Annotated in this window: 12 protein-coding genes; 2 read left to right on the top strand and 10 right to left on the bottom strand. The window is 64.1% G+C overall.

Annotated elements, in window-relative coordinates:
• The first annotated feature begins 19 nt into the window (after positions 1-19).
• Complete coding sequence (locus N0K08_RS14255) at positions 20-955, top strand: BKACE family enzyme (protein WP_261501056.1); 936 nt, start codon at positions 20-22, stop codon at positions 953-955.
• Positions 956-988: 33 nt separating this feature from the next.
• Here N0K08_RS14255 and N0K08_RS14250 read toward each other — a convergent pair whose 3' ends face one another.
• The 6 genes from N0K08_RS14250 to N0K08_RS14225 all read right to left on the bottom strand — a co-directional run bounded on the left by N0K08_RS14250 (position 989) and on the right by N0K08_RS14225 (position 8,842).
• Positions 989-2,353 carry an MFS transporter gene (locus N0K08_RS14250; RefSeq protein ID WP_261501055.1) on the bottom strand — a complete coding sequence of 455 codons (1,365 nt, stop codon included), beginning with the start codon at positions 2,351-2,353 and terminating at the stop codon, positions 989-991.
• A 57-nt stretch (positions 2,354-2,410) separates the two neighbouring features.
• The gene (locus N0K08_RS14245; RefSeq protein WP_261501054.1) at positions 2,411-3,628 is read right to left on the bottom strand and encodes a porin; all 1,218 of its coding nucleotides are present in this window, start codon (positions 3,626-3,628) and stop codon (positions 2,411-2,413) included.
• Between the two features lie 274 nt (positions 3,629-3,902).
• Positions 3,903-5,558: a fatty acid--CoA ligase gene (locus tag N0K08_RS14240; protein ID WP_261501053.1), complete on the bottom strand. Its 1,656-nt coding sequence runs from the start codon at positions 5,556-5,558 to the stop codon at positions 3,903-3,905.
• A gap of 46 nt (positions 5,559-5,604) precedes the next feature.
• Entirely contained in the window at positions 5,605-6,453 is an 849-nt protein-coding gene (locus N0K08_RS14235; protein ID WP_261501052.1) for a TauD/TfdA dioxygenase family protein, read from the bottom strand.
• A 26-nt stretch (positions 6,454-6,479) separates the two neighbouring features.
• The gene (locus N0K08_RS14230; RefSeq protein ID WP_261501051.1) at positions 6,480-7,460 is read right to left on the bottom strand and encodes a quinone oxidoreductase family protein; all 981 of its coding nucleotides are present in this window, start codon (positions 7,458-7,460) and stop codon (positions 6,480-6,482) included.
• A 206-nt stretch (positions 7,461-7,666) separates the two neighbouring features.
• Complete coding sequence (locus N0K08_RS14225) at positions 7,667-8,842, bottom strand: AraC family transcriptional regulator (protein WP_261501050.1); 1,176 nt, start codon at positions 8,840-8,842, stop codon at positions 7,667-7,669.
• Here N0K08_RS14225 and N0K08_RS14220 point away from each other — a divergent pair.
• Positions 8,841-9,839: a Bug family tripartite tricarboxylate transporter substrate binding protein gene (locus N0K08_RS14220; protein WP_261501049.1), complete on the top strand. Its 999-nt coding sequence runs from the start codon at positions 8,841-8,843 to the stop codon at positions 9,837-9,839. The two genes, N0K08_RS14225 and N0K08_RS14220, sit on opposite strands and share 2 nt — an antisense overlap.
• Here the strand turns inward: N0K08_RS14220 and N0K08_RS14215 are convergent.
• From N0K08_RS14215 to N0K08_RS14200, 4 genes are read right to left on the bottom strand one after another with little or no spacing between them, the layout of a single operon-like run.
• The gene (locus N0K08_RS14215) at positions 9,829-10,614 is read right to left on the bottom strand and encodes a (2Fe-2S) ferredoxin domain-containing protein (protein ID WP_261501048.1); all 786 of its coding nucleotides are present in this window, start codon (positions 10,612-10,614) and stop codon (positions 9,829-9,831) included. The genes N0K08_RS14220 and N0K08_RS14215 overlap by 11 nt on opposite strands.
• Entirely contained in the window at positions 10,604-11,395 is a 792-nt protein-coding gene (locus N0K08_RS14210; protein WP_261501047.1) for an ABC transporter ATP-binding protein, read from the bottom strand. Before N0K08_RS14210 ends, N0K08_RS14215 begins: the two co-directional genes overlap by 11 nt.
• Positions 11,392-12,486, bottom strand: coding sequence for a FecCD family ABC transporter permease (locus N0K08_RS14205; RefSeq protein WP_261501046.1), 1,095 nt, complete (start codon positions 12,484-12,486; stop codon positions 11,392-11,394). The genes N0K08_RS14210 and N0K08_RS14205 overlap by 4 nt, the downstream gene beginning before the upstream one ends.
• Entirely contained in the window at positions 12,483-13,544 is a 1,062-nt protein-coding gene (locus tag N0K08_RS14200) for an ABC transporter substrate-binding protein (RefSeq protein WP_261501045.1), read from the bottom strand. Before N0K08_RS14200 ends, N0K08_RS14205 begins: the two co-directional genes overlap by 4 nt.

Genomic DNA, 13,544 nt, shown 5'->3' with positions numbered 1-13,544 from the left:
TCTTTCGGAGACTTCCCCCATGGCCGCAGCGCAGAAGAAAGTGATCGTGACCTGTGCGATCACCGGAGGCATTCACACGCCTTCCATGTCCCCTTACCTGCCCATCACGCCCCAGCAGATCGAGGACGAAGCCGTCGCCGCGGCGCAGGCCGGCGCGTCCATCGTGCACCTGCACGCACGCGATCCGGCGAACGGGCGCCCCTCGCAGGAGCCGGACCTGTTTCGCCAGTTCCTGCCGCAGATCGCGCAGCGCTCGGATGCCATCGTCAACATCACCACCGGCGGCGCGCCCAATATGCTGGTGGAAGAACGCCTGCAGCCCGCGCTGGCGCTCAAGCCCGAAGTGGCTTCGCTGAACATGGGCTCGATGAATTTCGGCCTCTACCCCATGCTGGAGCGGCAAAAGACGTTCCAGCACGACTGGGAGCGTCCCTATCTCGAAGGCTCGGAAGACCGCGTCTTCCGCAATACCTTCAAGGAAATCCGCTACATCCTGGAATCCTGCGCCGGCAACGGCACGCGCTTCGAGATCGAGTGCTACGACACCAGCCACCTCTACACGGCGGCGCACTTCATCGACAGAGGCATACTCAAGCCGCCGTTCTTCATCCAGTCGGTGTTCGGCCTGCTCGGCGGAATCGGCGCCCATGCCGAGGACGTCATGCACATGCGCCGCACGGCGGAGCGGCTTTTCGGGCAGGACTACTACTGGTCGGTACTCGGCGCGGGCCGCAGCCAGATCCCGTTGGCGACGCTGTCGGCCACCATGGGCGGCAATGTCCGCGTCGGCCTGGAAGACTCGCTCTGGGACGGCCCGGGCAAGCTGGCGACCGGCAATGCGCAGCAGGTCCAGCGCATCGTTTCCATTCTGCAGTCGCTGCACCTGGAAATCGCCACGCCCGATGAGACCCGCGCCATGCTGCAACTGAAAGGCAAGGACGCCGTGGCATTCTGAACACGGCAAGAGGCCGAACGGCCTCTTGCTGGATCAAGAAGACGCAGGGACGACCGCGGCCGGCGCCCAGGCATTGGGGGTGGATTGCGCTTCAGGTTCCTCACGGACCATGGCGGCCACGGTTTTCATGTCCGCCTCGTAGGACCGCGAAGCCTTCCAGTAGAAGGCAGCGGAGAGAAAGCCCACGGCGGGGATCGCGGCCAAGGCCGTGTTCAGGCTCCAGAGGTCGGAAATCACCCCTCCCACAAACGGCCCCACGGCCAGGCCGAACAGGTTGATGGCGCAGGCATGGACGGCCGCTCCCGTGGAGCGCAGGCCGGGATGCGTCACATCCAGCACCACGCTGACCGACACGCCCACCGTGCAGGTCATCATCGAGCCACCCAGCAAGATGGCGATGTACTGCGTGGACGGCGCGAGCGCAGCCGTGAAGGCAAAAATGAACAGCACCGCGGTCGCCACCGTCGTGGCACACAGCAGCAGCAATTTGTTGGCCGCATGGCGGCGGCTGACCCTGTCCGCGACCCAGCCCCAGAACAAGGCACCGAAGGCGCCGCACAAGACCAGCACGCCGGCGTATTTCGCGGCCATGGCCGGCGGCATGCCGTGGTAACGGTTGAAGAAGCTGGGCATCCACGACCACATGGCGGACACCACCATCATCTGGAATGAACCGGCCACACACAGCAGCACCATGGTCGGCCCCCGGCTCAAGGTGCTCAGCAGGCGGGAGACCACTGCTTTCGCGCCCGACGGCCCCAGCTTGGGTGACATCCTGACGATCACGTTCTTGTAGTCCGGCACCAGCAGGAACAGCAGCGCCATGATCAGCCCGGGAAAGCCCACGGCACCGAAGGCGGCACGCCAGCCCCAATGCTCGGCGATCAGGCCGCCCAGCACCACGCCCAGCACGGCCCCCACGGAGCTCGCGGCAAAGAAGGCACCGAGCAAGGTCGCATGCTGGCGCTTGGGAAACAGCGCACCGATGAGCGCGGCCCCCACCGAGCCATAACCCGTTTCGCCCACGCCGACCACCGCCCGCGCGGCAAACAGCTGGCCGTAGCTTCTGGAAAACATGCAGGCAATGGTGGCCATGCTCCAGATGGAGGACATGATGAAAATGCTTTTGACGCGGCCAAAGCGGTCCGCGAGCAAAGCCACGGGAATGCTGCCCACGGCCACCACCACGGAAATCACCGACACCAGGCCGCCCAGTTGCTTATCGGACAGCCCCCACTCGGCTTTCAAATGCGGAAAAAGAGAAACGATGATTTGTCGGTCAATATAATCCGACATCATCAACAGGAAAATCATGGCAAAGGCAAACCATGCCCGGGGACGACTGACATGGGAGTCTATGCACGCATTCTCTGCATCACCTGTAGCGGCAGTTATCATCCTGATTCTCCAATGTTGTTTACAGTGAACTGCGCCGGGCAGTTCACATTTTGATTTTCAGAAGCTGTGGCGAATGCCGGTCATGAAGGCATGCACATTCTTGTCGGCAGCGACCGGGCTGGCATACATGGGGCTCAACGCCATATTCGCGCCCTTGTTGGTGACCGTCGCGCCTTGCACGTACAGCCAGGTGCGGCGGGACAGCAGGTATTCCGCGCCCATGGCGAACTGCGTGGACTTGTGGCCCGCGTTCTTGTTGTCCTTGACCAGGTAATAGCCCGCCGTCACATTGATATTCGCCGCCGGGCGCCAGCCCGCGCCAAGCGTCCACATATCCAGGCTGTCCGATCCGCCGGGCACCAGCACATGGTCCGGATTGCGCGCGGCGTAATATTGGCTGCCTATGGTGTAGGGGCCGGTGGTGTACAAGGCGCCCACGGAATACAGGCGGTTGGTATTGGCCGTGGGCGAGAAGCCAGCGGCGGCGGCCGCCGCGGCCCCTGCAACGGGGTTGCCGCCATTGGCACCGGTAAACACGGCCTGGGCGCTCGCCAGGTTGTTGCCGTAGCCGTTGTAATACAGCCCGGAAAGCTTGAGCCCACCCGAGTGGTACAAGGCCGTCACCGACTGCTGCGAGTTGGCCTTGCCGCCGCCTTCGCCGAACGAGTAGGCAAAGTCAAACTTCAGGTTGTTCCATATCGGCGTGGTGTAAAGCACGGTGTTGTCGTCATAAATCGTGCCGAATGCCACATTGGAGTTGTTGCCAATCCAGGCCTTGCTGGCGCTGTTCATGCCGACCAGGGCCGTCAACACCGAACCAAAATAGCGCATGCCGCGCACATCGGTACTTTGCATGGCCAGGGCCATGGGTGAGAACTGGCGTCCCGCCTTGACTTCACCAAAGCGGCCGGAAAGCCCCACGACCGACATCTGGTTGAAAAAAGCGATCTGCCCGGTGGAATTGGCCGCTCCCGTGACTCCGCTGACGCTGTTGATATTGCCTTGCAGCTGGAAAAGCGCGCGCATTCCGCCGCCCAGGTCTTCCGAGCCTTTGATACCCCAGTGGCTGACGCCCAAACCGGCATCCTTGGCTTTCCAGCCCCCGGCTTCATGCGCCGTGGTGGGCAGGTAACCCAGGCCCGCACTGTAATTCGACATATTCAAGACACCTGCATCCACGGTGCCGTACAAATTGACGCTGCTTTGCGCAAAGGCCGGTAATGCCAGCGCATAAACAGCCACCATGCTGAGGCCCGGGCGATGGGATATTTTCAAGATGTCTCCAGATTTATTGATGGTTTTGTCAAAGTTCATGCAACGCGAACCCGAAATGGAGTGTGTGCTGGAGCACATTTCCGGTTTTCTCCTTTGACGCCATATCGTTCTCATCCCATGCCACATGCGGGATTACGACAATCGGGTTAACCGCGATCTCCTGGACTCGCCGCGCTCGACCGCGCAAATGAAAACGGCCCGCCAGGAAAATCCTTGGCAGGCCGTGGGATGCGCGCTGTCACGCGCGCCCGGGGAGAAAGGGAGAGAAAGCTGTTTACACCGTGGCAGGCGCTGCTTCCCGCAACAGCTTCTTGTTGATCTTGCCCACGCTGGTCTTGGGAATCTCGGCCACCAGGCAGATGCGCGCCAGCTCGGGCACCGCATAGGCGCTCAGCCGCTTGGCTTGCACATGGACCAACAGTTGCTCACGCACCAAGGCCGCGCTCACGGCGGTAGCCGCGACCACAAAGGCCATGGGACGCTCGCCCCACTTGTCATCGGGCACACCGATCACCGCTGCTTCCTGCACGCCCGGAATCTGGGTGATCAGCCCTTCGACTTCAATCGACGAGACCCATTCGCCGCCCGTCTTGATCACGTCCTTGAGGCGGTCGACGATTTGCACCACGCCATTGGGATGCATCACGGCCAGGTCCTGGGTATGCAGGTAGCCGCCGCGCCACAGCTCTTCGGAAGCTTGCGGCTTCTTGGCGTACAGCGGCGTCAGCGACGGTGAGCGCAGCACGATCTCGCCGCGGGTCAGACCATCGCGAGGCACGTCCCGCATGTCCTCGTCCACCACACGGAAGTCCACCATCAGGGACGGCTGGCCCGTGGAGCAGCGCAGACGCAGGTCTTCTTCGCGCGTCGCCGGTGCACCGCTGGCGGGCGTCAAGGCCAGCGAAACCACGGGGCCGGTCTCGGACATGCCATAGCCCGCAAAAACGTCCATGCCCTTGGCCAGGGCGGCTTCGCACAGGCTGGGCGGCAGGGCCGAACCGCCGATGACCAGCTTCCAGCCCGACAAATCCTGGCCGGTCTTGTCCGCGCCCAGCAGCAGCATCTGCAAGATGGTGGGCACGCAATGCGAGAACGTCACTTTCTCGGTTTCGCGCAGCTTCAGCAGCACTTCGGGCAGGTAGCGGCCCGGCAACACCGTCTTCAGGCCCAGCATGATGGCGATATACGGCAGCCCCCAGCCCAGCACATGGAACATGGGCGTGATGGGCATGTACACATCGGCGCGGTGCAGGCGCTGCGTGCCGCCAGGCGAGCACAGGCTCAAGGCCGTGGCCATGGCGTGCATCACGATGTGGCGGTGGCTGTAGCACACGCCCTTGGGATCGCCGGTCGTGCCCGTGGTGTAGAAGGTCACGGCCTTGGTGTTTTCGTCGAGTTCCGGAAAATCGTAGCCCGCGGGGGCTTGCGTGACCAGGGCTTCGTACTCGCCGGCCACATCCATGCCGGCCGCCGGCACCTGGCCGTCATCGGACAGCACGACGATATGGCGAATGCGGGGCAGCTGGTCGCGGATCTGCGCAATGATGGGCAGGAAATCGGTGTGCACCAGCAGCACATCCGTGTCGGCATCCTGCAAGGTGTAGAGGATTTGTGCGGGCGACAGGCGCACGTTCACCGTGAACAGCGTTGCGCCCATCATGGGAATGCCGAAATACGACTCCAGATAACGGTGGCTGTCCCAGTCCATCACCGCCACGGTACTGCCAGCGCCCACGTCCAGGCGCGTCAAGGCATTGGCCAGCTGACCGATGCGGCGCTGGAAATCGCGGTACTGGTAGCGCATCTGACCGCGATAGCTGATCTCCTGGTCCCCATGCAAGCTCATGGCATTGACCAGCAATTGCTTGATCAGCAGGGGATAGGTATACGCCGAAGGTGTGGGCGTGAGCAGGTTGGCAGTGGACTTCATTTCGTTTCGCATTCAGGGGAAGAGAGGGAGCGACTGGCGGCCAAGCTTAGATAGGACGCACGCCCATGATGCCCGCGCGTTCCATCTTGCGATGGCAAGCAGGGTAATCCATCACCGCATAGTGCTGGGTCGCGCTGTTGTCCCAGATCGCGAAACTGTTGGGCGTCCAGCGCCAGCGCACCTGGTATTCGGGAATCTGCGCCTGGCTGATCAGGTAGCGCAGCAAGTCCCCTGCCCCGGGATTCGCGTCCTGGCCGTAGCGCACGCGCGCTGCCGTGTGGTAGTTGGTGAAGTGCGTGGTGAAGCCATTCACGTACAGGATCTTCTCGCCCGTCTGCGCATGCGTGCGCACCACCGGGTGCTCGGCATCGGGGAACTGCGCCTTCAGCGCCAGACGCTTCTCCATGGGCATGGCGGCACCGAAAGTGCATTCGATGCTGTGGCGCGCACGCAGATCCTGGATCTGGTCCTTGATGTGTTGCGGCAGACGCTCGTAGGCCAGCACCATGTTCGCCCACATGGTGTCGCCGCCAATCTCCGGACATTCCACGCAGCGCAGCACCGCGCCGAACTGGGGGGCTTCGCGCCAGGTGGTGTCCGAATGCCAGGCGTTTTCGTAGCGTTCAGGAGGATGCTCTGGCGTCTTGTAGATCTGCAGCAGACCCGGATTGGCGGGGTCGCTGCCGACCACGGGATGGTCTTCGAGCTCGCCGAACTTGCGCGCAAAGGCCACGTGCTCGGCCCGGGTGATGTCCTGGTCGCGCAGGAACAGCACGCGGTGCTTGAACAGCACTTCGCGGATTTCGGCAAACAGTGCTTCGTCATGCACGGCATCGCTCAAGCGCAGGCCGGTGAGTTCAGCGCCAATGGCGCAGTTCAATGGTTTTATTTGCATGCGGGTCTCCTCCTGTGCGGCGGGGTTCAGATCGTGAAGATGGCCGAACCTATGATTTTTCGGGCTTCCAGATCGCGGTGCGCCTGCACGGCATCCGCGAGCTCGTAGCGCTTGGAGATATCCACGCGGATACGCCCCTGCGCCACATGCTCGAACAACTCGCTGGCCAGCGCCGCCTTGTCCGCGGGATCGGCGAGGTAATCGGCCGATGCCGGACGGGTCAGGAACAGCGAGCCCTTCATGGCCAGCAGTTGCGGGTTGAACGGCGCAATGGGGCCGGAAGCCGTGCCCACGCAGACCATCAGGCCGCGGCGTTTCAAGCTGTTCAGCGAGCCTTCGAACGTGTCCTTGCCCACGCTGTCGAACACCACGTTCACGCCCTGCCCGTCCGTGATGGCACGCACGCGCTCGGCCACGTCTTCGTGGCTGTAGTTGATGGTGTGGTCGCAGCCATGCGCCTTGGCCACTTCGGCCTTGGCCTGCGACGAGACCGTGCCTATCACCTGCAGGCCTTGCAGCTTGGCCCATTGCGACACCAGCAGGCCGACTCCGCCCGCGGCGGCGTGCAGCAGAATGCTGTCGCCCGCCTTGAAATCATGGATGCGGCGCATCAGGTAAGCCGCCGTCAGACCGCGCATGGTGATGGCCGCGGCCGTCTCGAAGCCTATGGCATCGGGCAGGCGGATCAGCACCGATGCATTGATCAAGCGCTCCGTGCTGTAGGCGCCCAAGGTGTTGTGCGCGCCGGTATAGGTCACGCGGTCGCCCGGCCGAAAACCCGTCACGCCAGCCCCCACGGCCGTGACCGTGCCGCAGGCATCGCTGCCTATGCCGGCAGGCAGCGGCGCGGGATACAGGCCGGTGCGGAAATAGGTATCGGCGAAATTCAAGGCCACGGCAGCCTGGCGCAGACGCACCTGGCCCGGGCCTGGATCACCGACCTCCACGTCCTCATAGCGCAGCACTTCGGGTCCACCGACTGCATAAAAACGGGTCATCTTGGGCATACATATTCCAATCAAAATTCGACATGAATGCATGCCGACCCTGCGCCGGCATGCGAACATGAAATCGATGGAATCCACTGTAGTCAGGCCCAGGATTGAAATTTCTCTATCCGCGCCAATGCTTTCTCATTAGACGTCACGCATGGAAAACACCTAGGGCGCCAGAAGGCGTGCGCGGCCGCGGGGCAGCGCCTCCAGCGATCAGATCAAGAGGGATTGACCTGGCGCCACTGCCGTGGCGACATTCCGAAATTCTGTTGAAACCAGCGCGTGAACGAGGCCTGGCGTGAGTAGCCCGTCAACGATGCGACCTGGCCTATGGAATAGCGCTGGTTTTGCAGGTATCTGAGCACCAGATTCTTGCGCACGCTGTCCAGCAACTCGGAGAAACTGGTGCCGCTTTGATCGAGCTGGCGTTGCAAGGTGCGCGCGCTCAAATTCATTCTTTCCGCGACGCGTTCGATTTTTGCCTGGTCCAGCGGCATCAGAAGATAGATGTTCCGCCTGACCTCCTGGAGCACGGCTTTGTCTCCAGAAGCATGCAAGGGCATCACCACGCTTTCGGCATAACGCACCAGCTCCGGGTCGGCGGAAGGGTTGGGGACTTTCAAATCCGCCGCATGAAAAACCAGGCCATTGAATTCACTGCCGAAATCCAGCGGACAGCCGAAGAATCGCTTGTGGTGGTGGGTCTCCTGCGGGGCGGCATGCATGAAGCTCACTCTTTGCGGCGTCCACAAAGGCCCGAGCACGGCCTGGCAGGTGCGGACCATGATTCCCGCGACCAGTTCGCAGGACTGCGTCTGGGGTATGCGCGTGTCCACCAGCAGCTCAAAGCGCAGCACCGCCAGATCGCCGGCGGGTTCCAGGGAAATGGCCAAGGCATCATTGAGCAATTGCCGATAACGGATGGCACTGAGCCACATGTCGCGCAGACAGGGCTGATGCCGCATCAAAACGCCCATGATGCCGAAATCCAGCATCTGGCGGTTCTGGGCCATTTGCACGCCAAACGCCGAACACGCTGATTCCTGCGCCGCCAGATCCAGCAGGCGACAAAGGGTTTCCGCGGAAATGTGGCATTCGGCGTCCACCAATGAGCCCGCGTTCAACCCTACCGCACGCAGCAGCTCATGCGAGTTCAAGCCATGCAGATTGCAGACCGTCAAAAACCCGTTGAGGGTCACCGTTCTAACCAGGGTATCCATAGCAACACCAAAAGCAGGTAGGAGAGTCTTGGCCACGGCGCCTTGACACCCATCAGGGTTTACGCGGAATGTCGCAATAAGAGAAAAAGTAGGCGCCAAAAGAGAAAGATGGTAACGCCAAGTCTCTACAGTGGCTTGTGGCGATTTTTCGCCCACCAGGACAGGAGACAACATGCATACCCATCACATGACCCGACGCGCCTTGCTGCGCGCCACATCCGCTCTGACATTGGCCAGCTATGGACTGCAGGCCAGTGCCGAAAATGCCGCCGACGCCTGGCCCGGCAAGCCCGTGCGCCTCATCGTCGCCGGGCCTGCCGGCGGCAACGCGGACGTGGTGGCCCGCGCCCTGGGCGATCAACTGGGCCGCAGCCTCCAGCACCCGTTCGTGGTCGACCCCAAGCCCGGAGCGGCCGGCGCCCTGGCCATCAACGACCTGATGCAGGCGCCTGTGGATGCCTACACCTTGCTGGTCGGCGTCAGCTCGCTGGTGAGCGAAATCCCGCACATCATCAAGATGCGCCACGACACGCGCAAGGCCATCACGCCGCTGGCGGAACTGTCGCGCGGCGGCCTGGTCCTGGTGGCGGCCCCCGATCTGCCGGTGCAAAACCTCAAGGAAGTGATCGCACTGGCCAAATCACGTCCCGAAGGTCTGAGCTACGCCTCTTACAGCCCCGGCACCATGTCGCATGTGGCGGGCCTGCTGCTGTCCCAGGCCAGCGGCGCGCGCCTGGTGCATATAGGCTACAAGGGCTCCACGCCCGGATTGAGCGACGTGATGGGCGGCCATACGCCCTTGATGTTCGACGGCATGGCGACCTCCCTGCCCTTGATCCGTTCGGGAAAGATCAAGGCCATTGCCGTCACTTCCGCGCAGCGCTCTTCCCTGCTGCCCAACGTCCCCACGTTCCAGGAGCTGGGCTTCCCCCAGCTCACCTATACCGGCTGGATGGGCCTGTGGGCCAACGCCGCCCTGCCCGCGGCCGCGCAAAACACCATCAAGCAGCAGGTGCAGGCGGTGCTGGAGGCCCAGGCCTACCGCAAGATCCTCGAGGGCGCGGGCTTCGAGCCCAGCAGCCTGCGCGATTCGGCGACGCTGCACAAGGAGTTGCTGGCCGACTACGAACGCGTGGGCAAAGTGCTGGCCGGTACCGATATCAAGCTTTGACAGGCGACGCGTCGCTCCCCACGGGCGCCCCATGGACGCAATGCTTGCGGCTCACCAGCCCCTGGCGCACATGGTCGGTCAGCACGGTCTTCAGCGCGCTCTCGTCCAGCTTGCCGTACCAGACGCCTTCGGGGTAGACGATCATCAAGGGGCCGTGGTTGCAAGGGTACTGGCAGCTGGTCTGCAACAGCATCAGCTGCTTGTTCAGCTGCGGGTCTTCGCGCACCACTTTCGTCAGCGCGGGCCACATGGACAGCGCCCCCTTGGCCGCGCAGCGCGGGCCGGTGCACCACAGCACATGCCGCTGGTGCTCCGGCACTTCGGACCAGGCCTTGGGATCCGATTGCCAATCGCCCTCGTCGGGCTCCTGGGCCGCGACGGCGGCCTGGGCCACCTTGTCCCGCAGCAAGTCCGGCAAGCCCGTGGTCTGCAGCAAGGGGCTGGCAAACACGGTGCGCGGCAAGACGCCCGTGGATGCGGCCCGCCAGCGCATCACCGCCTTGTGCAGCCAGCGGCGCAAGGCGGGCTCATCGGGCACGAACACCGGCACGATGACGATGGTCTGCAAGGGCTCGGCGGCCGCCATCACCAGCGCATCCAGCGCTTCGGGCAGCGCGGGCGCCGTCCTGTCGACAAAGGCCGCGACCACGGCCGGGGCGTTGGCAGGCAGCGACTGCTGCAGCGCCTGCACCAAGGCCGCCAGCTCGGTCTTCGCCGCCGAACCAAGGCCGCCGCGACCCAAAAGCACAATGCCGATTCCAGCGTCAAGCTGCATGTTGTTCCATCCAATACGCAATGCGCGGCCGGCCGGTGGCCGCGTGGACATCGACTTCGGCCCGCACGCCAAACACCTGGTGGATGCGTTGGGGCGTCAGCACCTGTTCGGGCGCGCCGCAGGCCAGCAGCGCGCCCTCTTGCATCAAATAAATGCGATCGCAGAACTGGGCGGCGATATTGAGGTCGTGCAGCACCACGACCACGGTGCAGGCCAAGGCCTTGAGCAAGTGCATCAATTCCAGCTGGTAGCGAATGTCCAGGTGGTTGGTCGGCTCGTCCAGGAACAGCAGCTGGGGCTGCTGGGCCAGCGCCCGCGCCAGCAGCACGCGCTGCTTTTCGCCGCCCGACAGGCTGGCAAAGCGCTGGCCGGCCAGATGCCTGGCGCCCACCTGCTCCAGTCTTTCCCGCACCAGCGCCTTGTCCTTGGCGCTGTCTTTGGCCCAGGCAGACTGGTGGGGCAGCCGTCCCAGCATCACCGTGTCCCAGACGCTGCTATCGAAACCCTGGGATGCATCCTGGGCCAGCACGGCGGTCTGCTGCGCGAACTCCCGGGCGCTCATGCGCCAGATGTCGCGGCCGTTGAACCGCACCTGCCCCCCTGGCACGGGTGCCAGGCTGCGGTAGAGCATGCGCAGCAGCGTGGATTTTCCGCAGCCGTTGGGCCCCACCAGGCCCACGCACTCGCCGGCCTGCACGCCCAGCGATGCGCCGCGGACAATCCGCCGCCCCTCGCCGCGACCGCCCAGATGCCAACTCACATCGCTGGCCGTAAGCATCATGGCGCCCCTCCGATCGCGCGGTCCGCGCCTTGCGAAGCCGCCGCATTGCGCCACAGCATCCAGATGAAGAACGGCCCGCCGATCAGCGAAGTGATCACACCGACGGGAATTTCCATGGGCGCGAACCAGGTGCGCGCCAGCAAGTCCACGATCACCAGGAATATGGCTCCCAGCAGCGCACTGATGGGCAGCACGCGCCTGTGGTCGCTGCCCACCAGCATGCGGGCGATATGGGGAATCACCAGGCCGATGAAGCCGATCGCACCGCTGGCCGCGACCATGGTGCCGGTCAGCAGCGAGACGGCGACGAACAACTGGCGTCGCAGGCGCTGCGTGTTCACACCCAGGGTGGCCGCCGTTTCCTCGCCCGCCAGCAGGGCGTTGAGGTTGCGGGCCTGCAGCCCCAGCCACAGCATGCCCAGCACCAGCACCGTCGCCGGCAGTGCCAGCACCCGCCATTGCGTGCCCGCCAGACTGCCCAGGGTCCAGGTCAGCAGCGCTCCGGCCAACTCCCGCTGGCCGGCCGTCAGCGTGATCAGGCTGGTGATGCCCATCAAGGTATAGCCCACGGCCACGCCGCTCAGGATCAGCCGCGCCGACTGGATATGTCCGCGGTGGTGGGCCAGCAGATAGACCAGCACGGTCGCCACCAGCGCGCCGACAAACGAGCCCACGGTGATGGCGAACACGCCGGCCGCGGCAAAACTGCCGTAGGCCAGCACCGAGACCGCGCCCACCGACGCCCCCGACGACACGCCCAGCATGTAGGGATCGGCCAGGGGGTTGCGCACCATGGCTTGCATGATCACGCCCACCACCGCCAGCCCCGCGCCGACCAGGGCGGCCAGCAGCGCCCGGGGCATGCGGATCATCCAAACGATCTGAAACTGCTGACTGCTCCAGGAACGCCCGTCCAGCCACGCCTGCGCGGACAGGGCATGGGCCGCGCGGTCCAGCACGATGGACCAGACCGTGCCGATATGCACCGACGCCGAGCCCCAGGTGATCGCCGCCAGCATGGCCAGGCCCAGGGCCAGCCACAACAGGACCATTCCCATCAGTGCCGCCACGGGCGCCTGCAACGGCTTCAAGGCCGCTCTCCGGCGGAAGTCGCGGCCTGCATCAAGACATCGTCCTGGGTGATCTGGCGCTGGGGGTGCAGGGCCGCGGCCAGGCGCTGGGCCGCCTGCACGCTGCGGGGCCCGGGCGTGGCCTCGGCATAGCGCATGACGAAAAAGCGCCGGTTGCGGATGGCGCTGACTTGCGCCAGCTCGGGCTTGCTGAGCAGAAAATCGATCTTGCCCTGGGCACTGGGCAGGCCGTAGTCCACGATGACGATCCATTCGGGGTCGCGCGCCAGCATGTCCTCCCAATTGCCCAGCGGCCAGTTGCTGGGAATGTCATCGAAAATGTTGCGCGCCCCCGCCGCCGTCAAGATCGCCTGGGGCATGCCCAAGCGCCCGGCGGTCATGGGGATTTTCTCGCCGCTGTCGAAGACAAAGACACGGGGCGTCTCGGTATTGCCCTGCATCTGGCGCGCCAGACGCTCTCGTGCCTGGCGCAACTGCGCAATGCGGCCCTGCACCTGCTGCTGCACGCCAAAAATGCGGGCCATGTTCTGCAGGTCCTGCTCCACGTCTTCCAAGGCCACGCGCGGGCGCGGCCGCACGCGGATGCAGGACTCCGACAGCACATAGGACGCGATGCCATGGCCGGCCAGCAGTTCCGGCGTGACGCCGCCGGACACGAAGCCATAGCTCCAGCCCGCGAAGACAAAGTCCGCACGCGCTGCCACCATGGCTTCCAGGTTCATCTCCTGCGACGACAGATTGGGCAGCCGGTCCAGCGCCGCTTCGAAGTCCGGCGCGATCTCCTTCTTCGACGAAATGCCGGAGTAGCCCACCAGCTTGTCGCCCAGCCCCAGAAACAGAAACATCTCGGTGATGTTCACATCGTGGGTGATGGCGCGCTGCGGCACCGCGGCATAGCTCTGCGACTGGCCGCAAACTTCCACCACCACGGGCGATGCGTGCAGCAAAGGCTTTGCCTCCCGCCCAGCGGGCAAGGCCTGCTGCTCGCAGCCCGCGAGCAGCGCCAGCATCAGTCCAGTAAGTGCGACGGCCTGCCAGGCCGGTGGGCGCGTGCGCAT

Source organism: Acidovorax bellezanensis (assembly GCF_025421555.1).
GTDB classification, from domain to species: domain Bacteria; phylum Pseudomonadota; class Gammaproteobacteria; order Burkholderiales; family Burkholderiaceae_C; genus Comamonas; species Comamonas bellezanensis.
This window is presented reverse-complemented; position numbering and strand designations above follow the sequence as displayed.